This is a genomic window from Vibrio sp. THAF64 (assembly GCF_009363455.1).
GTDB lineage: Bacteria > Pseudomonadota > Gammaproteobacteria > Enterobacterales > Vibrionaceae > Vibrio > Vibrio coralliilyticus.
This window is the reverse complement of the sequence record NZ_CP045355.1, coordinates 491910-514176: the sequence shown is the minus strand read 5'-3', so window position 1 is coordinate 514176 and position 22267 is coordinate 491910. Positions and strand designations below refer to the sequence as shown.

Annotated in this window: 13 protein-coding genes, 4 tRNA genes and 4 rRNA genes; 5 read left to right on the top strand and 16 right to left on the bottom strand. The window is 45.5% G+C overall.

Annotated features, from left to right (window positions below):
• Positions 1-188 precede the first annotated feature (188 nt).
• From FIU99_RS02430 to FIU99_RS02410, 5 genes are all read right to left on the bottom strand, one after another.
• Positions 189-1997, bottom strand: a complete 1809-nt coding sequence (locus tag FIU99_RS02430) for a long-chain fatty acid--CoA ligase (protein WP_006957820.1) — start codon at positions 1995-1997, stop codon at positions 189-191.
• 168 nt (positions 1998-2165) lie between these two features.
• Positions 2166-3125: a transcriptional regulator LeuO gene (gene leuO, locus FIU99_RS02425; protein ID WP_006957822.1), complete on the bottom strand. Its 960-nt coding sequence runs from the start codon at positions 3123-3125 to the stop codon at positions 2166-2168.
• A gap of 394 nt (positions 3126-3519) precedes the next feature.
• Positions 3520-4566 carry an MJ1255/VC2487 family glycosyltransferase gene (locus FIU99_RS02420; RefSeq protein ID WP_006957824.1) on the bottom strand — a complete coding sequence of 349 codons (1047 nt, stop codon included), beginning with the start codon at positions 4564-4566 and terminating at the stop codon, positions 3520-3522.
• A 4-nt stretch (positions 4567-4570) separates the two neighbouring features.
• Positions 4571-5101, bottom strand: coding sequence for a phosphatase PAP2 family protein (locus tag FIU99_RS02415; protein ID WP_006957826.1), 531 nt, complete (start codon positions 5099-5101; stop codon positions 4571-4573).
• 82 nt (positions 5102-5183) lie between these two features.
• Positions 5184-5708, bottom strand: coding sequence for a phosphatase PAP2 family protein (locus tag FIU99_RS02410; RefSeq protein ID WP_006957828.1), 525 nt, complete (start codon positions 5706-5708; stop codon positions 5184-5186).
• 465 nt (positions 5709-6173) lie between these two features.
• On the opposite strand from FIU99_RS02410, the gene leuA reads away from it, so the two are divergent.
• The 5 genes from leuA to FIU99_RS02385 all read left to right on the top strand — a co-directional run bounded on the left by leuA (position 6174) and on the right by FIU99_RS02385 (position 11835).
• On the top strand, positions 6174-7721 hold the full coding sequence (leuA, locus tag FIU99_RS02405; RefSeq protein WP_006957830.1) for a 2-isopropylmalate synthase: 1548 nt from the start codon (positions 6174-6176) through the stop codon (positions 7719-7721).
• 60 nt (positions 7722-7781) lie between these two features.
• Complete coding sequence (gene leuB, locus FIU99_RS02400) at positions 7782-8873, top strand: 3-isopropylmalate dehydrogenase (protein WP_006957832.1); 1092 nt, start codon at positions 7782-7784, stop codon at positions 8871-8873.
• Positions 8874-8927: 54 nt separating this feature from the next.
• Positions 8928-10328 (top strand): 3-isopropylmalate dehydratase large subunit, encoded by a 1401-nt coding sequence (leuC, locus tag FIU99_RS02395; RefSeq protein WP_006957834.1) that lies wholly within the window; start codon positions 8928-8930, stop codon positions 10326-10328.
• Between the two features lie 11 nt (positions 10329-10339).
• The gene (gene leuD / locus FIU99_RS02390; protein WP_006957836.1) at positions 10340-10942 is read left to right on the top strand and encodes a 3-isopropylmalate dehydratase small subunit; all 603 of its coding nucleotides are present in this window, start codon (positions 10340-10342) and stop codon (positions 10940-10942) included.
• A 110-nt stretch (positions 10943-11052) separates the two neighbouring features.
• On the top strand, positions 11053-11835 hold the full coding sequence (locus tag FIU99_RS02385; RefSeq protein WP_006957838.1) for a DUF547 domain-containing protein: 783 nt from the start codon (positions 11053-11055) through the stop codon (positions 11833-11835).
• Positions 11836-12116: 281 nt separating this feature from the next.
• Here the strand turns inward: FIU99_RS02385 and FIU99_RS02380 are convergent.
• The 11 genes from FIU99_RS02380 to FIU99_RS02325 all read right to left on the bottom strand — a co-directional run bounded on the left by FIU99_RS02380 (position 12117) and on the right by FIU99_RS02325 (position 22257).
• Positions 12117-12193, bottom strand: a tRNA-Asp gene (locus tag FIU99_RS02380).
• A gap of 31 nt (positions 12194-12224) precedes the next feature.
• A 5S ribosomal RNA gene (gene rrf, locus FIU99_RS02375) occupies positions 12225-12340 on the bottom strand.
• Positions 12341-12353: 13 nt separating this feature from the next.
• Positions 12354-12429 (bottom strand) — tRNA-Thr (locus FIU99_RS02370).
• Between the two features lie 42 nt (positions 12430-12471).
• Positions 12472-12587, bottom strand: a 5S ribosomal RNA gene (gene rrf / locus FIU99_RS02365).
• A gap of 163 nt (positions 12588-12750) precedes the next feature.
• Positions 12751-15639 (bottom strand): 23S ribosomal RNA (locus FIU99_RS02360).
• A 299-nt stretch (positions 15640-15938) separates the two neighbouring features.
• Positions 15939-16014: transfer RNA gene (locus FIU99_RS02355), tRNA-Ala, on the bottom strand.
• A 42-nt stretch (positions 16015-16056) separates the two neighbouring features.
• Positions 16057-16133: transfer RNA gene (locus tag FIU99_RS02350), tRNA-Ile, on the bottom strand.
• A gap of 66 nt (positions 16134-16199) precedes the next feature.
• Positions 16200-17752: ribosomal RNA gene (locus tag FIU99_RS02345) — 16S ribosomal RNA — on the bottom strand.
• The 16S, 23S and 5S rRNA genes sit together here with 4 tRNA genes alongside, the layout of an rRNA operon.
• A gap of 485 nt (positions 17753-18237) precedes the next feature.
• Positions 18238-19494: an HD-GYP domain-containing protein gene (locus FIU99_RS02335; RefSeq protein ID WP_029236357.1), complete on the bottom strand. Its 1257-nt coding sequence runs from the start codon at positions 19492-19494 to the stop codon at positions 18238-18240.
• A 118-nt stretch (positions 19495-19612) separates the two neighbouring features.
• Positions 19613-20020, bottom strand: a complete 408-nt coding sequence (locus FIU99_RS02330) for a VOC family protein (RefSeq protein WP_006957092.1) — start codon at positions 20018-20020, stop codon at positions 19613-19615.
• Between the two features lie 596 nt (positions 20021-20616).
• Positions 20617-22257 carry a type I restriction-modification system subunit M gene (locus FIU99_RS02325; protein WP_152471987.1) on the bottom strand — a complete coding sequence of 547 codons (1641 nt, stop codon included), beginning with the start codon at positions 22255-22257 and terminating at the stop codon, positions 20617-20619.
• Positions 22258-22267: the final 10 nt, after the last annotated feature.

Genomic DNA, 22267 nt, shown 5'->3' with positions numbered 1-22267 from the left:
AAGCATAAAAATCAGAAAATATGACAAATTAACCCAAAAAATTCAGAGTAAAATATTATTCAACACTGTATCTCCACGATATTTTCACCGTAAAAGGTCGTAAAATTCAGGTATAAAAAATCCCTCACCGGCAAGTTTGAACCGATTGAGGGATTTTTAAACACTTCGAAATTTAACTTGTCAGAGATTTACTTTTTCATTGCTGTATCACTGTACATTTCTTCGATTTCGTCCTGATATTTGTCGTTAATAACCTTACGGCGCAGTTTCTGAGTCGGGGTTAATTCACCTTCATCCATCGAGAAGGCTTTTGGTAACAATTTGAACTTCTTAACCTGCTCAAACTTCGCCAGCTCTTGCTGCAGGTCATTCACTCGTTTTTCGAGCATTTCTACCACTTGATGATGCTTAATCAGCTCAACACGATCATGGTATTTGATGTTCAACTCTTTCGCGTACTCTTCCAAACTGTCGTAGCACGGCACAATAAGCGCAGAAACAAACTTACGCGTATCCGCAATCACGGCGATCTGCTCGATAAAGTGGTCTTTACCGATTGCTCCTTCGATCATCTGCGGTGCAATGTACTTACCACCAGACGTTTTCATTAACTCTTTAATGCGATCGGTAATAAACAGGTTGCCGTCTTCATCAATATGACCCGCATCCCCAGTTTTGAGGAAGCCATGCTCATCAAACGTTTTTGCCGTTTCTTCCGGCATCTTGTAGTAACCACGCATCACCATAGGGCCACGGACGAGAATTTCGTTGTTTTCGCCAATCTTTACCTGTGCACCAGGCATCGCCATACCTATGGAATCTGGGTTGAAGCTATTGTCTGACCAACACGACACCGTCGCTGTCGTTTCTGTCATGCCATAGCCAAGCTTGACGTTGATTCCCATCGCATGGAAAAAGCGACCAATCGTCTCATCCAACTTCGCACCACCACATGGCATAAAGTTAATTCGACCACCCAGTAGAGCGCGTAGCTTGGACAGCACCAACTTGTCAGCCAGCTGATGGGACTTTTTCAATATTAAAGAGGGTTGACGCCCTTCCTGATCACAGGCGGCCATTTTAGCGCCCATATTCACAGCCCAGGTGAACAGCACCTTGCGAATCATCGGAGCCTTGGAGACTTTTTCATGAATAGCTGAGAAGATTTTCTCGTAAAAACGTGGAACCGCACACATCACTGTCGGTTGAACTTCACTCAACGCTTCACGAACCTGCATCGTATCCTGCAGGTAACAGTTGGTAGCACCACGATACAATACGTAGAATGTCCATGCTCGCTCAAACACGTGTGATAAAGGTAGGAAACAGAGCGAAACATCATCTTGAGACAAACTTAATCGGGCGTCATGACCTTCGAGTTGAGCGGCGACATTGCCATAGTCCAGCATTACCCCTTTTGGCTGACCCGTCGTACCTGAGGTGTAAATCAAGGTCAGCAAGTCTTCAATATTGGCATCATTGAGGCGAGTATCTAATTCGCTCTGCATGGCTTTATCAGCAGCAAAGACAAACTGCTGCCAAGAGCGAGAAAAATCATAATCGCCTACATCAACATCGTCCGACATCGCCACAACCAATTCCAATTGCGGGGATTGTTCAAAAATCGACACAGCCGCATCAAACTGGGCCTGTTCGCCGACAAATAAGATACGCACATCAGCGTCTTGCAGAATGTAGGAAGATTGCGCTGCGGTATTGGTAGGGTAAATAGGCACTGTCACCGCACGGGTTTGAAGTGCCGCGAAATCCGTGATGGTCCACTGAGGCATATTGTTGGCAAAGATGCCGATTTTGTCTTGGACTTTTATGCCGTGCGTCAATAACGCAAGCGATAATGCATCTATCTGCTGGCCAAACTGCTTCCAACTAATGCCGTTCCACATCTCACCCACTTTATGTTTAAGAGCAATACGGTCACCGCTTTTGGCAATTTGTTCGCGAATTTTTTTTACAATATGAAAATCTAAGTTGGCCATCTCTAACTACCTTTAAGCTTACACCTGTAAGCTTTTTTGAGCGCACAAGTGTACATTTCAGGTCACAAAAGGCAACTGACAGGCATCAAAGTTACCAACTAAATAGTAAAAAACCTTGAATGGCGAATAGCCACTCAAGGTTTTATTGATCTCTTAAATAACAGTAAATTAGTCTAGAGCAACTACTTCACCACAGATCATCATTAACTGGTCACGTAGCCAGATGTGACCTTTATCTTTCTCACTTGATTCATGCCAGCTCAGGAAGCCGCTGATCTTGCCGTTTTCAAATGGGAAGTCCAGAACTTGTAGCTGATCTTTGTTCGCTGCATTTTCTACCATCCAACGTGGTGCAATCGTCACGAGCTCAGATTGACCAACAACGTAAAGTACGTTGCTCAGGCTCGTACCTTCGTAGTATGCCTGCACATCTAAATCACGATACGCCTGCTCAGAGAAACTACGCTGACCATGTACGCGAGAAAGTTTCGCATGACGCTCACCTTTCAGAAGGTCCGCCGTTACTGCTTCTTGGATGCGTGGGTGAGACTTAGACGCCACTACCACTAGCTCATCTTGGAAGATTTCAGTGCTTGAGAAACCTTGCTCATCAAAGCGAGCGTAATCAATCACGAAGTCGATTTCCTGGTAGCGCATTCTTTCAGCCAGCTGGCGATCAAATTCCGCATCAAGGTGAAGCTGTACATTTGGCGCTTGATCATGAATTGTCGACATGATCTTAGGAGCGAAGCGCATATCGCATGGGCTGCAGATCGCCAGTTTGAACAAACGCGTTGATGTTTCAGGCGAGAAAATTGAGCTTGGTAGCTCGTTACGGATAAGTTGCAATGCTTGGCGTACAGGGCCAAATAGCTGACGAGCGCGTTGAGTCGGTTGGATACCACGACCCTGGCGCATAAACAGCTCGTCGTTAAACATTACTTTCAAACGAGCTACTGCGTTACTTACCGCTGGCTGAGACATGCCAAGGTTATGAGCAGCACGGGTAATATTTTGCTCTTGCATTACTGCATCAAACACAGTCAGAAGGTTTAGATCTACTCCACGTAGAGTGCTTTCCATTCGGTAGCTAGCAATCGCACTCATAGACTCTTTTTTATCAATCATCAGGCAAGCCTCTTGTATTCGTCAATGTATAAATGGTTCTTAAAATGAATATTGGTTGGGAATAGATAACCCGTATTTTGTTATATTTATCCGTCAGATGACTCCTGGCGGATTTCTACTATCAACGAATCAATCAATCATTAGCAACAAGATTGATAATTAATCAGTATTTTTTACTTAAGTCATAAAATTAAGCTTAATAATCATAACCTTAAGCAACATATAAAAAAGTATAAATCACTCATACTGTAAAGATTTAGCCAATGAATTAAGTTTAAGAATGAATGCTAAGAGCTTGACGGGAACTATTGGTAGGAAAAATAAGTCCTAGGGTAGATACAAAAACAGCATCAATAGATTGATGCTGTCAAGATTCTAATGATTGAGTGGTGGGCTAGATGTTAGTCACGTAGCTAGGAAAATCGACTTTCTCCCACAAGCGATGTGTCAGCTCCATTTTGTTTTCCCAGTCACCTTTCACCAGCCAGTCTGCGATCGCCTCTGCAACATCAGGGTAACTGACACTTTCGGCCTGCTCTTCGTCAAGCCACTGGCGAACAATCGAGGCATCCAACATATCCATACAACTTGCCAAGCCAAGATCTTCCAATGTGGCGACATTGCTCATCTGCTCAAACTGACCAGACAGAGGTTTAAGCAATAGCTTTTTACCTAGCGTCAATGCTTCTGAGGGCAGCTCAAAACCGCCGTTCGCTATCACGCCATTGCAGCGATTGAGGTGATACTGGAAGCCATGAAAGCTCAATGGCAAATAGTGCACATTGTCGACAATCTGCTCTTCGATGATATCAGGGTGATAACACACAAATCGTTGCTTGGAAAAACGCAGTAACAGATCTGCGATCTCATGGATACTCTCAAATGGCAAATAAACGAGGACAAAATCTTCACCAGCAACCTGCTCTTTTTGTGTGTGAACAATAGGCGGTAAAATAGGTTGATCAAAGTGATACCAGTGTAAGCCGATGTGGTGCTGAGCTGGGGCAAAATAGTGAATGATTTTCTTATCTAACCAACTAGCCCCTTTGAGTGGTACAGAATAACGAAATGCATTCTGATGGCTGATACTAATGGATGCCTTGCCCTGTCTTCTGGCCGCCCACGCAGAGACTGGCTCAAAATCGTTGAGTACTAAGTCAAATCGACTTAAATCCAGTTGTTTGACCTCTTTATAAAAAGCAAACAGATTGTTGTTCAAGCAGGTTTTTTTATAATTAACCTGACCATTTTCGGTCACAAAAGTGAGGCCACGGCGAGTGTGATAATTACCGAACGCTTCCATTGAAAAATACTTGTCTTCTGCTCGGCCTGAGAAAAGGAATTCAACGTCAATACCGCGCTGGTTCAAAGCATGACTCATTGCTCTAGCTCTGGCGATGTGTCCGTTACCCGTCCCTTGCACGCCATACAATATTTTCATTAGCCTAACCTCCTATCACAATCGCCAATGCCATCTGAGCGCAACCGATTCCAAGAAAAGCGCCCAGAATGACATCTGTCAGAAAATGCACTCCAAGTAAGATTCTTGAAGTCGCTATCAACGCAGCCCAAACGAATGCAAACAATTCGAGTTCGACATAGAAATAACTGATTAACGTCGCCATCAAAAACGCGGCTGCCGTATGCCCTGAAGGCAAGCTGTAACGGTCTGAAGGCGTAATGAATGACGTCACCAGCTCTGACAGCTCTTCTGGGCGACGACGTTTAAAGAGGTTTTTAGCTGTCCAGTAAATAGGTAGCTCTACAACAAATGCAAGTAAACCGGCCAGTAAAAAGAGTGTACCGACTTCTCCACCAAACCACCAAGCAACAAGGCCGATCACGGCATACAAATGCCCATCCCCCGTGTGAGAGATGGCTTTGCTCCATCGAGAGAGCGGGTATGAGAATTTATGTTGTAGACAAAACAGTGAGAATGCCAAATCAAACTTGGCGATTGGTTCGATTGAACGCATTACCGACTCCTTGCAACGACGGTTCTGCGTTCAAATTAAGAGAAGTAAGTGACAAATCAGTGAAGCTTTCAGGTTGATTCAGTTACATCGTCAACATCAACGCCAGCTTGGCACACGCAATGCCCAAACCCGCCCCTATAACGATATCAGTAAAAAAGTGCACACCTAGAAAAATCCGTGAGGCGCTCACTGCTGCTGCCCAGCCATACGCTGCAATCGCATATTGAGGGTAAAAGCTCGCGATTAATGTAGCCATCAAAAATCCAGCCGCAGTATGACCGGATGGCAAGCTATACTGATCCGCCGGTTGAATAAACGAAGTGAGTGATTCGGAACGGTCATAGGGACGACGGCGCCGGAAGCCATTCTTCAAAGCCCAGTAAATGGGTAATTCGATGATAAATGCCAGAATGCCGACTTTAAGAAAAGCGACACCTGTGGTCGTATCCAGTGCCCACGCAATCAGACCAATCAGCAAATACAGATGCCCATCTCCAGTATGAGAAATCAGGCGACTCAGCTTAGCCAGCGGCAGGTTAAAGCGATGACCTAAGCAAAATGAGGACAATGCCAAGTCAAATTTGATGATGGGCTCAACGGCACGCACGGTACTTTTCTCCTGTAATCACATGCGAAGTCACATCATAGGTATAGTGAGATGAACCAGAGATTAATCATCTCGTTCATCTTGCCATTCACTGCTCGAATAGCAGAACAATATCTTCAGCATCCCTAATATGGTTTAACTCCACAAATCAGTTCATTTGACTATTGATGAATAAAAAAACAACTTTAGGGTTGACGTACTCGGTGGAGTGCGGTACTAATTTGTTAACTTAATTTTGTGGTTTATTTAACGCCCTAATAGGAACCGTTAACAATGATGAAGCGTTTTTCTATCCTGCTGAGCCTCCTCCTTATCGTGACACGATCGCGCGGGTAGGCTGTGGAAGAAAAATAACCACAACGAGATATCAGAAACCCGCACGCAGATGCGGGTTTTTTTATACCTAAATACCGGAAGAAAACGATTAACTGTGTGGCAAACACACGAGTCAGGAAGGAAGCAAACATGAACGATCAAGTCATTATTTTCGACACCACGTTACGTGATGGCGAACAAGCGTTGTCAGCAAGCTTGACAGTTAAAGAGAAACTGCAGATTGCCTATGCGCTAGAAAGGCTGGGCGTTGATGTAATTGAAGCGGGCTTCCCAGTTTCATCTCCTGGTGATTTTGAATCAGTACAGACCATCGCCAAACACGTGAAAGATAGTCGAGTCTGTGCGCTTGCACGTGCCGTTGCAAAAGACATTGACGCAGCAGGTGAAGCGTTAAAAGTTGCAGATCAATTCCGTATTCATACCTTCATTTCCACTTCCACCGTTCACGTTCAAGATAAACTACGCCGCAGTTATGATGACGTTGTCGAGATGGCGGTCAAAGCGGTCAAACACGCTCGTAAATACACTGACGATGTTGAATTTTCCTGTGAAGACGCTGGCCGTACGCCAATTGATAACTTGTGCCGTATGGTTGAAGCCGCTATCAACGCTGGCGCCAACACGATCAACATTCCTGATACCGTAGGTTACACAGTGCCAAACGAGTTTGGCGGAATTATCCAAACTCTGTTTGATCGCGTTCCGAATATCGATAAAGCCATTATTTCGGTTCACTGTCACGATGACTTAGGCATGTCGGTTGCGAACTCTATCGCAGCCGTTCAAGCAGGTGCTCGTCAAATCGAAGGCACCATCAACGGCATCGGCGAACGCGCCGGTAACTGTTCTCTAGAAGAAATTGCCATGATCATCAAGACACGTCAGGAATTCTTGGGTGTCCACACAGGCCTTAAACACGACGAAATTCACCGCACCAGTAAATTGGTCAGCCAGCTATGTAATATGCCAATCCAGAGCAATAAGGCAATTGTTGGTGCCAACGCATTCAGTCACTCTTCAGGTATCCACCAAGATGGCATGCTAAAGAACAAGAACACCTACGAAATCATGACGCCTGAGTCTATCGGCCTTAAGAACCAAGCACTAAACCTAACAAGTCGTAGTGGTCGCGCAGCAGTGAAAAGTCACATGGATACCATGGGCTACAAAGAAGATGAGTACAATCTAGATGCATTATATGAAGACTTCTTAAAGCTAGCTGACCGTAAAGGCCAAGTTTTCGATTACGATTTGGAAGCCTTGATGCATTTCTCAAATCTTCGCGAAGAAGATGATTTCTACAAATTGAACTACCTAAGCGTTCAGTCAGGTAGCGTCATGGCAACTACAAGCATCAAGCTGCAATGTGGTGATAAAGAGACGTCTGAAGCTGCGGTAGGTAACGGCCCTGTTGACGCGCTTTACCAATGTATCTATCGCGTCACCGGATATGATATCGTGCTAGACAAGTTTGATTTAACCGCGAAAGGCGAAGGTGAAGACGGGCTTGGTCAGGCAGATATTATCGCCAACTACAAAGGTCGTAAATACCATGGTACTGGTGTGTCGACCGACATCGTAGAAGCTTCTGGTCAAGCATTATTGCACGTAATCAACAGCATTCACCGTGCAGATAAGATTGCTGAAATCAAGCAGAAAAAAATCGCAACAGTATAAGTAGACTCTAGGGATGCGAGTCATCTCTGGAACAAAAGATATAAAAATTAAAGGATTACCATGACAGACAAATCTTACAATATTGCCGTTCTACCAGGAGACGGCATTGGCCCAGAAGTAATGCAGCAAGCACACAAAGTGCTAGACGCAATCGAAAAGAAACACGGTATTACCTTCTCTCGCAACCAGCACGATGTGGGTGGTATTGCTATCGACAATCATGGTTGCCCACTACCAGACAGCACAGTAAAAGCCTGTGAAGAAGCAGATGCAGTACTATTCGGCTCAGTCGGTGGCCCTAAGTGGGAACATTTACCGCCAAATGATCAGCCTGAACGCGGTGCTCTTTTACCTCTGCGTAAGCACTTTCAGTTGTTCTGTAACTTGCGCCCAGCACAAATTCACAAAGGCCTAGAAGCTTTCTCACCTTTACGTGCAGATATTTCTGGCAATGGCTTCGATATCGTCGTGGTACGTGAACTGACAGGTGGTATCTACTTCGGTCAACCAAAAGGTCGTGAAGGCGAAGGTGCAAATGAAAAAGCATTTGATACCGAGGTTTATCACCGTTTTGAAATTGAGCGTATCGCGAAAATTGCGTTTGAATCAGCTCGCCTGCGTGATAAGAAAGTTTGCTCAATCGACAAAGCGAACGTTCTGCAGAGCTCTATCCTGTGGCGTGAAGTGGTCGAAGAAGTGGCCAAAAGCTACCCAGATGTCGAGCTGTCACACATGTACATCGACAACGCAACCATGCAGCTAATCAAAGACCCATCTCAGTTTGACGTCATGCTGTGTTCAAACATCTTCGGCGACATCATCTCTGACGAATGTGCAATGATCACTGGTTCTATGGGCATGCTACCTTCTGCCAGCTTGAACGAAAGCCAATTTGGCTTGTATGAACCAGCAGGCGGCAGTGCACCAGACATCGCAGGTAAAAACATCGCAAACCCTGTTGCACAGATTCTTTCTGCTGCACTAATGCTGCGTTACAGCCTAGGTGAAGAAGCTGCTGCACAAGATATTGAAGCAGCAGTATCTAAAGCACTGTCTGCTGGAGAGCTGACCGCCGACCTAGCGGGTGATAACCCAGCTCTTTCAACTTCAGAAATGGGCGATAAAATCGCTGAGTACATTCTAAATTCATAATAATTATTCGCTCCTGATAAGCCGTTGTCAGGAGCTATACACGGGATAGTAATAATGGGCAAAACACTGTATGAAAAAGTCTACGACGCACACGTTGCCGTAGCCGCCGAGGGTGAGAACCCAATTTTGTATATCGATCGCCACTTGGTACACGAAGTGACTTCACCTCAGGCCTTTGATGGCCTGCGTGAAAAAGGTCGTCAGGTGCGTCAGGTCAGCAAGACCTTTGCCACCATGGACCACAACGTTTCCACTACCACTAAAGACATCAATGCGTCTGGTGAGATGGCACGCATTCAGATGGAAACGCTGTCAAAGAACTGTGAAGAGTTTGGGGTAACCCTTTACGACATTAACCACAAATACCAAGGTATCGTGCATGTAATGGGCCCTGAGCTTGGTATTACGTTACCTGGCATGACGATTGTTTGTGGTGACTCTCACACAGCCACTCACGGCGCATTTGGCTCGCTAGCTTTTGGTATCGGTACTTCTGAAGTTGAGCATGTTTTAGCAACTCAAACCCTGAAACAGGCGCGTGCTAAAACGATGAAGATTGAGGTGAAAGGTAAGGTTAATCCTGGCATCACAGCGAAAGATATCGTTTTAGCCATCATTGGTGAGACAACAGCAGCAGGCGGTACGGGCTATGTGGTTGAGTTCTGTGGTGAAGCCATTACTGATCTTACGATGGAAGGTCGTATGACAGTGTGTAACATGGCTATCGAGCTTGGCGCCAAGGCAGGTCTAATCGCACCAGATGAAACCACGTTCGAATACATTAAAGGCCGTAAATTCGCGCCACAAGGCAATGATTTGGAAGCGGCTATTGAATACTGGTCTTCACTCAAAACGGACGATGATGCGGAGTTTGATGCAGTCGTTACTCTAAATGCCGCGGAAATCAAACCTCAGGTGACTTGGGGTACAAACCCTGGTCAGGTAATCGCCGTTGATCAACCTATCCCAGCACCAGAAAGCTTCGCAGACCCTGTCGAGAAAGCATCGGCAGAAAAAGCATTGGCGTATATGGGGCTAGAAGCTGGCAAAGCACTATCAGATTACAAAGTCGATAAGGTATTTGTTGGCTCTTGTACTAACTCTCGTATCGAAGACATGCGCGCCGCTGCAGAAGTAGCAAAAGGCCGTAAAGTTGCAGATAACGTGCAAGCTCTTATCGTACCGGGCTCTGAGCAAGTAAAAGCGCAAGCAGAAGCAGAAGGCTTAGATGTCATCTTTAAAGAATCGGGCTTTGAATGGCGCCTTCCTGGCTGTTCAATGTGTCTGGCCATGAACAACGATCGCCTAGGTCCACACGAACGTTGCGCATCAACTTCAAACCGTAACTTTGAAGGCCGCCAAGGTCGTGATGGCCGTACCCATTTGGTAAGTCCTGCGATGGCAGCAGCGGCAGCAATTGCTGGTCACTTTATAGATATTCGTGAGTTGGACTAAGGAGAGAACAAATGTCAGGTTTTAAACAACACACAGGCTTAGTCGTTCCTCTAGATGCCGCGAACGTCGATACTGATGCTATTATCCCTAAACAGTTCCTACAAAAAGTTTCTCGTTTGGGCTTTGGTAAACACCTATTCCATGATTGGCGCTTCCTAGATGATGCAGGTGAGCAGCCAAACCCAGAGTTTGTAATGAACGCACCTCGCTATCAAGGTGCTTCAATCCTACTTGCTCGTGAAAACTTCGGCTGCGGCTCCTCACGTGAGCACGCCCCGTGGGCACTGGCAGACTATGGCATCAAGGCAATGATTGCACCAAGCTTTGCCGATATTTTCTATGGCAACTCAATCAACAACCAAATGGTTCCTGTTCGTCTCACAGAGCAAGAAGTGGATGAGATCTTCCAATTCGTTGAAGCAAACGAAGGCGCACAAGTTGAAGTAGACCTAGAAGCGAATGTGGTTCGAGCAAATGGCAAAGAGTACTCATTTGAAATTGATGAGTTCCGTCGCCACTGCCTATTAAACGGACTAGATAACATCGGTTTGACACTCCAGCACGAAGATAAAATTGCCGATTACGAAAGTAAGATTCCTTCATTTCTCAAGTAATTAAAACCGATATAAAAAGGTTGGCTCATGCCAACCTTTTTTTTATTTTTGAAAGTTATCAATTGTAGGCTCGGTCTAAAATCATAATGCTGTTATGAATAGGACTGACCATGAGATTCTTTCTTGCTTTTGTCGCCACTTTGATATCTTTCCACGCTTTCTCTGCTCCCAAATCTGAACTTTGGCCTTATTGGAATACGAGTAATGAATCCAATACCACCAAAGTCGACCATCAGCCTTGGCAACAAATACTCGATAAATACCTAGTCACGGAAGGCGAATACACGCTTTTTAAATACTCATCAGTCAGTACCCAAGATAAACAACAACTCAATCACTACATAACGCAACTGAGTCATATCAATCCACTTCAGTTAAGCAAAGCTGAGCAGTACCCTTACTGGGTAAATTTGTATAACGCGATTACAGTCGATTTGATTCTAGACGCTTACCCAATCAAATCGATCACAAAACTAGGTGGGTTATTCAGCTTTGGCCCATGGGGAGATGAAGTGGTTACCATCAATGGAAAAGAGCTCACGCTGAATGATATTGAGCATCGAATTTTACGCCCGATATGGAATGACCCAAGAACTCATTATGCGGTCAACTGTGCTAGCTTAGGCTGCCCAAACCTACAATCTCAGGCATTTACTGCAGATAATACAGAAGCCTTACTTGAGCAAGCTGCGACCACCTTCATTAACAGTGAAAAAGGCGTGCTCATCAAAAATGGTAAAACTCAACTATCTTCCATTTATGATTGGTTTGCGGATGACTTTGGTAATAACCAACAGTTGATCCAACATCTGGCAAAATACCGTCCAGAGTTATCGGATTTAAGTGGTAAGTTTAGTTATGAATACGATTGGGACTTAAACGAAAAGAAATAGTGATAACCCAATACGAATGGTGTTACTACCCAGCTCCAGAATAAGTGAAAACTGAACGAAGTAGCGTTTAGCAAGCAAGTCCTTTTGGAACTCGATAGAAAATCATATATACCATAAAACACAAAACCCAGTCCTTAGACTGGGTTTCTCAATAAGTGGCTGACAGTGGGAATGCCTAGTCCTAGTTTGCGCTCAAACGGAACTTGTTAGTTACAGGCCTAAAATCATACTGCAGATGCGAAAAAGCCCTAACATAACTGCTAGGGCTTTATCTAAATAAGTGGCGGAGCGGACGGGACTCGAACCCGCGACCCCCGGCGTGACAGGCCGGTATTCTAACCAACTGAACTACCGCTCCGCAATGGTTAGACTCTGGAGTCTAAATAAGAACCTGGCAATGTCCTACTCTCACATGGGGAAGCCCCACACTACCATCGGCGCTACTTCGTTTCACTTCTGAGTTCGGCATGGAATCAGGTGGGTCCAAAGCGCTATGGTTGCCAAGCAAAATTCTTTGCTGGTGCTGATACCCAGACTCGAACTGGGGACCTCATCCTTACCAAGGATGCGCTCTACCACCTGAGCTATATCAGCATAATTTTGCTCAAGATATTTATCTCAAACAAGGTATTTAAAGCCTGGCGATGTCCTACTCTCACATGGGGAAGCCCCACACTACCATCGGCGCTATTGCGTTTCACTTCTGAGTTCGGCATGGAATCAGGTGGGTCCACAACGCTATGGTCGCCAAGCAAATTCTTTATCAATTTGCTCGCAAATTCAAACGCACTTTAGTGCGGCCCTTTAGGGTGAGATTTGCTTGCAAATCGAATAATTCGGAAAGCTGTTTTTAAGTTCTGTATTTACACATTCAAAGTTCTTGCTTTGAGTCCATCAAAACCCTTTGGGTGTTGTATGGTTAAGCCTCACGGGCAATTAGTACAGGTTAGCTCAACGCCTCACAACGCTTACACACCCTGCCTATCAACGTTCTAGTCTCGAACAACCCTTTAGGACCCTCAAGGGGTCAGGGAAGACTCATCTCAGGGCTCGCTTCCCGCTTAGATGCTTTCAGCGGTTATCGATTCCGAACTTAGCTACCGGGCAATGCCATTGGCATGACAACCCGAACACCAGAGGTTCGTCCACTCCGGTCCTCTCGTACTAGGAGCAGCCCCCTTCAATCTTCCAACGCCCACGGCAGATAGGGACCGAACTGTCTCACGACGTTCTAAACCCAGCTCGCGTACCACTTTAAATGGCGAACAGCCATACCCTTGGGACCGACTTCAGCCCCAGGATGTGATGAGCCGACATCGAGGTGCCAAACACCGCCGTCGATATGAACTCTTGGGCGGTATCAGCCTGTTATCCCCGGAGTACCTTTTATCCGTTGAGCGATGGCCCTTCCATACAGAACCACCGGATCACTATGACCTGCTTTCGCACCTGCTCGAATTGTCATTCTCGCAGTCAAGCGGGCTTATGCCATTGCACTAACCTCACGATGTCCAACCGTGATTAGCCCACCTTCGTGCTCCTCCGTTACTCTTTGGGAGGAGACCGCCCCAGTCAAACTACCCACCAGGCACTGTCCTCAACCCGGATGACGGGTCTAAGTTAGAACATCAACACTACAAGGGTGGTATTTCAAGGACGGCTCCACCGATACTGGCGTACCGGTTTCAAAGCCTCCCACCTATCCTACACATGTAGGGTCAATGTTCAGTGCCAAGCTGTAGTAAAGGTTCACGGGGTCTTTCCGTCTAGCCGCGGGTACACTGCATCTTCACAGCGATTTCAATTTCACTGAGTCTCGGGTGGAGACAGCGTGGCCATCATTACGCCATTCGTGCAGGTCGGAACTTACCCGACAAGGAATTTCGCTACCTTAGGACCGTTATAGTTACGGCCGCCGTTTACCGGGGCTTCGATCAAGAGCTTCGACTTACGTCTAACCCCATCAATTAACCTTCCGGCACCGGGCAGGCGTCACACCGTATACGTCATCTTACGATTTTGCACAGTGCTGTGTTTTTAATAAACAGTTGCAGCCACCTGGTATCTGCGACTCCCGTTAGCTCCATCCGCAAGGGACTTCACCGACAGGAGCGTACCTTCTCCCGAAGTTACGGTACCATTTTGCCTAGTTCCTTCACCCGAGTTCTCTCAAGCGCCTTGGTATTCTCTACCCGACCACCTGTGTCGGTTTGGGGTACGATTCCTTACAATCTGAAGCTTAGAGGCTTTTCCTGGAAGCATGGCATCAATGACTTCACACCCGTAGGTGCTCGACGTCGTGTCTCAGCCTTAGAGAGAGCCGGATTTACCTAACTCTCAAGCCTACGCACTTGAACCTGGACAACCGTCGCCAGGCCCACCTAGCCTTCTCCGTCCCCCCATCGCAATTGTAAGAAGTACGGGAATATTAACCCGTTTCCCATCGACTACGCCTTTCGGCCTCGCCTTAGGGGTCGACTTACCCTGCCCCGATTAACGTTGGACAGGAACCCTTGGTCTTCCGGCGAGGAGGTTTTTCACCCCCTTTATCGTTACTCATGTCAGCATTCGCACTTCTGATACCTCCAGCAAGCTTTACAGCTCACCTTCAACGGCTTACAGAACGCTCCCCTACCCAATACATAAAATGCATTGCCGCAGCTTCGGTTTACAGCTTAGCCCCGTTACATCTTCCGCGCAGGCCGACTCGACTAGTGAGCTATTACGCTTTCTTTAAATGATGGCTGCTTCTAAGCCAACATCCTAGCTGTCTAAGCCTTCCCACATCGTTTCCCACTTAGCTGTAATTTGGGACCTTAGCTGGCGGTCTGGGTTGTTTCCCTCTCCACGACGGACGTTAGCACCCGCCGTGTGTCTCCCGGATAGTACTTACTGGTATTCGGAGTTTGCAAAGGGTTGGTAAGTCGGGATGACCCCCTAGCCTTAACAGTGCTCTACCCCCAGTAGTATTCGTCCGAGGCTCTACCTAAATAGATTTCGGGGAGAACCAGCTATCTCCAGGTTTGATTGGCCTTTCACCCCTAGCCACAAGTCATCCGCTAATTTTTCAACATTAGTCGGTTCGGTCCTCCAGTTGATGTTACTCAACCTTCAACCTGCCCATGGCTAGATCACCTGGTTTCGGGTCTATATCCAGCAACTCGACGCCCAGTTAAGACTCGATTTCTCTACGGCTCCCCTAGATGGTTAACCTTGCTACTGAATATAAGTCGCTGACCCATTATACAAAAGGTACGCAGTCACACCACGAAGGTGCTCCTACTGCTTGTACGTACACGGTTTCAGGTTCTATTTCACTCCCCTCACAGGGGTTCTTTTCGCCTTTCCCTCACGGTACTGGTTCACTATCGGTCAGTCAGTAGTATTTAGCCTTGGAGGATGGTCCCCCCATATTCAGACAGGATATCACGTGTCCCGCCCTACTCGATTTCACCTAAAATGCGCTGTCGGTTACGGGGCTATCACCCTGTATCGCAGAACTTTCCAGAACTTTCACCTGACGCATTAAAGGCTTAAGGGCTAGTCCAATTTCGCTCGCCGCTACTTTCGGAATCTCGGTTGATTTCTTTTCCTCGGGGTACTTAGATGTTTCAGTTCCCCCGGTTCGCCTCATTACCCTATGTATTCAGATAATGATACCTGCTTATGCAGGTGGGTTTCCCCATTCGGAAATCCCAGACTCAAATGACTTTTACTGTCTAATCTGGGCTTATCGCAAGTTAATACGTCCTTCATCGCCTCTGACTGCCAAGGCATCCACCGTGTACGCTTAGTCACTTAACCATACAACCCCAAAGGGTCTTACAATCAAACAACCAAAGTTGTCTGCCATTATTTAAACATGATGCAGACTCGATTTTGCCGGACTCAAATATTAAACATCACAAGGATGTTTCCAAGAACACTTGAATGTGTGTTGGTACCTAATGAACAAGTCATTAGGATTTGAGAACTTTTCAATGAATAACAACGCATCTCATAGAGATGGGGATTGTTGTTATTCGTCAGCTTTCCAAATTGTTAAAGAGCTAGATTCATAAATGAACCATTTTTAAAGATTCTTTTTCAAGAACACTTAAAGATGGTGGAGCTAAGCAGGATCGAACTGCTGACCTCCTGCGTGCAAGGCAGGCGCTCTCCCAGCTGAGCTATAGCCCCATCAAGGTGTCGATACTGTTGCCAATCTCCTGGGAGGAAGATTGGTGGGTCTGAGTGGACTTGAACCACCGACCTCTCGCTTATCAGGCGAACGCTCTAACCACCTGAGCTACAGACCCAGTATCGTCTCTTAAACTACATAAACCATCAATCTGTGTGGACACTCATCGTGAGTAATCATCGTATAAGGAGGTGATCCAGCGCCAGGTTCCCCTAGCGCTACCTTGTTACGACTTCACCCCAGTCATGAACCACAAAGTGGTGAGCGTCCCCCCGAAGGTTAAACTACCCACTTCTTTTGCAGCCCACTCCCATGGTGTGACGGGCGGTGTGTACAAGGCCCGGGAACGTATTCACCGTAGCATTCTGATCTACGATTACTAGCGATTCCGACTTCATGGAGTCGAGTTGCAGACTCCAATCCGGACTACGACGCACTTTTTGGGATTCGCTCACTTTCGCAAGTTGGCCGCCCTCTGTATGCGCCATTGTAGCACGTGTGTAGCCCTACTCGTAAGGGCCATGATGACTTGACGTCGTCCCCACCTTCCTCCGGTTTATCACCGGCAGTCTCCCTGGAGTTCCCGACATGACTCGCTGGCAAACAAGGATAAGGGTTGCGCTCGTTGCGGGACTTAACCCAACATTTCACAACACGAGCTGACGACAGCCATGCAGCACCTGTCTCTCAGTTCCCGAAGGCACAAGACTGTCTCCAGTCTCTTCTGAGGATGTCAAGAGTAGGTAAGGTTCTTCGCGTTGCATCGAATTAAACCACATGCTCCACCGCTTGTGCGGGCCCCCGTCAATTCATTTGAGTTTTAATCTTGCGACCGTACTCCCCAGGCGGTCTACTTAACGCGTTAGCTCCGAAAGCCACGGCTCAAGGCCACAACCTCCAAGTAGACATCGTTTACGGCGTGGACTACCAGGGTATCTAATCCTGTTTGCTCCCCACGCTTTCGCATCTGAGTGTCAGTATCTGTCCAGGGGGCCGCCTTCGCCACCGGTATTCCTTCAGATCTCTACGCATTTCACCGCTACACCTGAAATTCTACCCCCCTCTACAGTACTCTAGTCTGCCAGTTTCAAATGCAATTCCGAGGTTGAGCCCCGGGCTTTCACATCTGACTTAACAAACCACCTGCATGCGCTTTACGCCCAGTAATTCCGATTAACGCTCGCACCCTCCGTATTACCGCGGCTGCTGGCACGGAGTTAGCCGGTGCTTCTTCTGCAGCTAACGTCAAATGAATGCGCTATTAACACATCCACCTTCCTCACTGCTGAAAGTACTTTACAACCCGAAGGCCTTCTTCATACACGCGGCATGGCTGCATCAGGCTTGCGCCCATTGTGCAATATTCCCCACTGCTGCCTCCCGTAGGAGTCTGGACCGTGTCTCAGTTCCAGTGTGGCTGATCATCCTCTCAGACCAGCTAGGGATCGTCGCCTTGGTGAGCCATTACCTCACCAACTAGCTAATCCCGCCTGGGCATATCCTGACGCGAGAGGCCCGAAGGTCCCCCTCTTTGAGCCGAAGCTATTATGCGGTATTAGCCATCGTTTCCAATGGTTATCCCCCACATCAGGGCAATTTCCCAGGCATTACTCACCCGTCCGCCGCTCGACGCCGTTATCGTTCCCCGAAGGTTCAGATAACTCGTTTCCGCTCGACTTGCATGTGTTAGGCCTGCCGCCAGCGTTCAATCTGAGCCATGATCAAACTCTTCAATTTAAGATTTTGTTCGGCTCAATGAATACTGAACATTACATAAGTAATGTTTGAATTGACTGTGCTGAATCCGAAGATTCAATGGTCACTTCGTTTCATTGAAACCTAATTTGAAGCCTAAGCTTCTAATTGGATTATCATCAACGAGTGCCCACACAGATTGATAGGTTTATATTGTTAAAGAGCTGTGCTTTTCAAGAAACTTTCTCTCAAAGCGGAGGTGCATTCTAGCGAGATAATTTGAAGAGTCAAACACTTTTTCAAACTTATTTTCTCAGAAGCTTTTCACCTCTCTAACACTGCTGAAGCCTTGTGGTGTCTGCCGTGTCAGTGGGTGCGCATTATAGATAGGCGAGGAAAGAAGGCAAGCACAAAAATCGTTTTTTAGATAAAAAAACGCTTGAATGACTATTAATCATTCAAGCGCTTATTTAGTACCAATTTATCATCACCTTATTGGCAATATACCCACAGAAGACTGTGGATAACTAGTCATCAGTATCGAAGAAATAAGAGATCCTTGAGCGAGGATTTAAATACTCACGAACTTTATCTGGCAGTTTATTTGGCAAAATAGCATTGACTATCTTTATCTCTTTCTCTGCCAAATCGATGATGGGGGCTTGCGTTCTCGGAACGGAAGGATCATAAATAAGGACGTTTGGGAAAAGAATGTTACGTGCATTCACCGATATCACTAACCCCACCATATCGTTGGACAGTTGCACCACCGTCCCCGGAGGGTAGATACCCATGAACTTAATTAGGATATTTAGGTTTTCGTTGTTGTATAGGTTCTTACAGTTCTTATATAAATGAGAAAGTGCCACATAGGGTATCTTTTGCTCTGAAGGAACGTTGCTGTGGCACAGATTATCGTAAGCATTAGCTACCGAGATAATTTGCGTCAGCTCATCGATTTGCTCCCCTTTCAAGCCTTCTGGATAACCCGAGCCATCATTCAATTCATGGTGCTGGGCGATGACCGTTCGCGCACTTTCAGGAAAACTCTCCATATTATTCGCGATATCCAAACCATATTTAGTATGCAGTTTAAGATAGTTCTTTTCTGGTTCACTTAAAGGGGTCTGCTTACGTACAATTGCAGAGGGGACTTTGACTTTTCCCATATCGTGGAAAAGAGCAGCAAAAGCGACTTCTTTAATTTTCTGCGCTTCAAGCTTCTTAGCTTGGGCTATCATCATGGCGATGACAGAAACATTGAGGCAATGGAAATAAATATCTTCAAATTCACTTTTACCGTTCATCAAGTGTAAAGTGACATGATCATCACTAAGCAGCTTATCAACGATATCATCAACCAACTGCGCAGCTTCATCCACAGCCTGTTCTGGTCGGTTGCGAATTTTATTCATGACCGCCCGCATTCTCGATAGTGAGCGCTCAAACTCTTTTTCGCAATTAATCACTCTACGCCGATACGCACTGAGCTTTTCAATCCGATCTTGCTTCTCTTTCCATAATTTCTGCGCTTCAAGATCGATCTCCTCTGCAGAGGTATCATCCTTTTTCTCAGTCTCAGTCGAAGGGGGAAGAGGTTGAGTATCACTTTGATTCGGATTCATAAAGACATGCTTAATGCCTAAGTGACGAATCAGACGGATCTGTTCCTCGTCTTTAATCTTAAAGCTATTAAACAAAAACGGGTGCTCATTCCATTTGACCGGGAGTCGGATATGCAACCCTGGCTGAAGTCTGTCTACTGTAATTTTGATACTAGCCACGATCTATATACAACTTAATCTTTATTAACCAATTTATAATTTTAGATGATTCAAAACCTGAATTCATCACTCGTAAGCTTTAGTGAGGTACGCGTGTGATCCGCTTAAACTTTGCATGTCATTTAACCAGATCGCAATGCAGCATCCAACGAATACCAAACTGGTCTTCAACTTTGCCAAAGCGTCCTCCCCAAAAAGTGTCAGCAAGAGGCATCATGATATGACCACCGTGTGATAGCTTATCGAACACTCTGGCCTGTTCATCGAGATCGTCCAATACCAAAGATAATGCCATATGATTCCCAGAGCGCTCTTTTGCCACTAAACCATCTGAAAGCATCAACTTCATCCCAAACGCTTCACATTCTGCATGCATAATCCAATCAGGATCAGCGCCCTCTATTTGTTGCGGTGCGTCCTTAAAATACTGCTTGGTGACAACAACCCCGCCAAAAGCTTTGCAATAAAACTCCAGAGCTTCATCACAACGTCCGGCGAAAAATAAATAGGGGGTGAGTTGATACATTAGTTTGGGTCCTTTCAGATAGTATTCCTCTCTAAAAGATAGACAACAATTGCTTAACTAGCAGAAAAAATTAAAGATTTTTGATATTTATGGGTACAACTGAAAGCACTAACAAAATAAATGGGACGGTAAAAATGCACGAATACAAGAAGGAAACGCTACGAGACGACTGCCTCCTCCGCGTTGTTACTGGAATAGAAACCATAAACACCAGAAACAACAAAGCCCCGACTTTCGTCGAGGCTTTGTTGTTTAAATATGGTACGGTGGGCGGACTAAATCATTTTAATTATAACATTGATTTTAAATGATTTATTTCAACACAGAAGTACAAGGGGCTACAAAAAGGGTTACATAAACAAAAAGTCATTCATACTTAAGTAACCCTCACTATTTGATGAGGTATTATTTTTGGTTAGAAATTCAATTGTGTGAAGTTCGTTGTACACAGAGGCAAAAACCGCCTTTACTTTAAGTTACCGCCAATCAGCCCATGTACACCTAAAAGGTGTTTATTCGAAGCCTCTATATTTGCTAGTAGAGAATGGCTACATCAATCTAATGCGTATGCAGCCTAACCCATTCAAACACTATCGCTATCTCGGCAACGGAGACAAACCTAGTTCTTTGAGGAAGCTGTTATGTTTGTCCAAAGCCTCATTGATATCTTTCTCAATGTTTACCAGCTTCTGATGCTCTGCTTGTAAATCCACCTTAGGTTCAGCTTTGGCCGTACTTACGTATCGCGAGATATTCAAGTTAAAATCATTCTTCTCGATCTCTTCCATTGAGACTCGACGAGAATAGCGTTCCTCTTGCTCTCTAAATCTATACGTATCGACTATCTTTTGAATGTCTTCTGGGCGGAGTTTATTCTGGCGTTTACCTTTTTCGAAGTTCTCTTCATCACTAGCGTTGATAAACAAAACATCATCATACTTCTTACATTTTTTGAGCACTAAAATGCAAACAGGGATACCTGTTGAGAAGAACAGATTCGAAGGTAGACCAATAACAGTGTCAATGTGCCCATCTTTTAATAGCTTACTGCGTATGCGTTGCTCAGCCCCGCCTCTAAACAAGACACCATGAGGCAAGATAATAGCCATCGTGCCTTCATCACTTAAAAAGTGGAAACCATGTAAAAGAAAAGCGAAATCAGCAGCAGATTTAGGAGCTATACCGTGATTTTTGAAACGAAAATCTTCCTTAAACTCGGCTCTATCTGATTCCCATCGATAACTAAATGGTGGGTTAGCAACTACAGCATCGAACTTAAGCTTTTTAGCAGGGTTCTTTTCATTAAGCACGTCCCAATCATTGAATAACGTATCACCATGAAAAATATCAAATTCTGTATCCTTTACTCCATGAAGCAACATGTTCATGCGAGCTAAGTTATAGGTAGTGATATTTTTTTCTTGTCCGTAAATCTTACCGATGCTGCCACCAGCAGACGTGATATGTTTACGCACATTCAATAGCAAAGAACCTGAACCACAAGTAAAGTCCAATACTCGGTTCAAATTCTTCTTTTTACCCATCTTTGGTTCTTGGCTGTCTAATGTGACAATTTCCGAGAGGATGGTTGAAATTGGTTGCGGGGTATAAAATTCCCCTGCTTTCTTACCACCGTTGGCAGCAAACTCGCCAATAAGGTATTCGTAAGCATCCCCTAAAATATCAGTATCAGTAGAGAACTGAGCAATCCCTTCTGAAACCTTTTGGATAATAGTACATAGCTTTGCATTACGATCTGATGGCTTTTTGCCTAACTTTTCTGAGTTTAAGTTGATCTCAGAGAACAAGCCTTGAAAGCTACTATTAAAGCTTTCATTTTCAATGTACTTAAACCCTTCTTCTAACGTTTTGAGCAACTCATCATCTTGAACCCTCGCCATTTCAGCGATACTTGACCATAAATGCTCCGGCTTAATGATGTAATGCAATTTACGGCGCATTTGCGTTTCAAAAAACGAGATGTCATCAGGGTTTTCGTCATACCACACTTCCAGCGGGTTAGACATTTTTAGATCCCTAAGTACATCTTTAGGCAAATCAAGGTAGTCTTTTCCTAACTCTTTCTTAGCTGCGGCTTCAAAGTTATCAGATAAGTAACGTAAAAATAGAAAAGACAGCATGTAGTCACGGAAGTCATCGGCATTCATTGCACCACGCAAAGTGTCCGCAATATCCCACAGAGTTTTACCTAATTTGTTTAATTGCTCTTGAGTCATCTTAATATAT

What these genes read in the sequence shown, in the direction of transcription:
- FIU99_RS02420 (WP_006957824.1), bottom strand. Translation starts at nt 4,566, where the DNA reads ATGAAAATATTGTATGGCGTGCAAGGGACGGGTAACGGACACATCGCC.
- leuC (WP_006957834.1), top strand. Translation starts at nt 8,928, where the DNA reads ATGGGCAAAACACTGTATGAAAAAGTCTACGACGCACACGTTGCCGTA.
- FIU99_RS02415 (WP_006957826.1), bottom strand. Translation starts at nt 5,101, where the DNA reads ATGCGTTCAATCGAACCAATCGCCAAGTTTGATTTGGCATTCTCACTG.
- FIU99_RS02330 (WP_006957092.1), bottom strand. Translation starts at nt 20,020, where the DNA reads ATGTATCAACTCACCCCCTATTTATTTTTCGCCGGACGTTGTGATGAA.
- FIU99_RS02430 (WP_006957820.1), bottom strand. Translation starts at nt 1,997, where the DNA reads ATGGCCAACTTAGATTTTCATATTGTAAAAAAAATTCGCGAACAAATT.
- leuD (WP_006957836.1), top strand. Translation starts at nt 10,340, where the DNA reads ATGTCAGGTTTTAAACAACACACAGGCTTAGTCGTTCCTCTAGATGCC.
- leuB (WP_006957832.1), top strand. Translation starts at nt 7,782, where the DNA reads ATGACAGACAAATCTTACAATATTGCCGTTCTACCAGGAGACGGCATT.
- FIU99_RS02385 (WP_006957838.1), top strand. Translation starts at nt 11,053, where the DNA reads ATGAGATTCTTTCTTGCTTTTGTCGCCACTTTGATATCTTTCCACGCT.
- FIU99_RS02325 (WP_152471987.1), bottom strand. Translation starts at nt 22,257, where the DNA reads ATGACTCAAGAGCAATTAAACAAATTAGGTAAAACTCTGTGGGATATT.
- leuA (WP_006957830.1), top strand. Translation starts at nt 6,174, where the DNA reads ATGAACGATCAAGTCATTATTTTCGACACCACGTTACGTGATGGCGAA.
- leuO (WP_006957822.1), bottom strand. Translation starts at nt 3,125, where the DNA reads ATGATTGATAAAAAAGAGTCTATGAGTGCGATTGCTAGCTACCGAATG.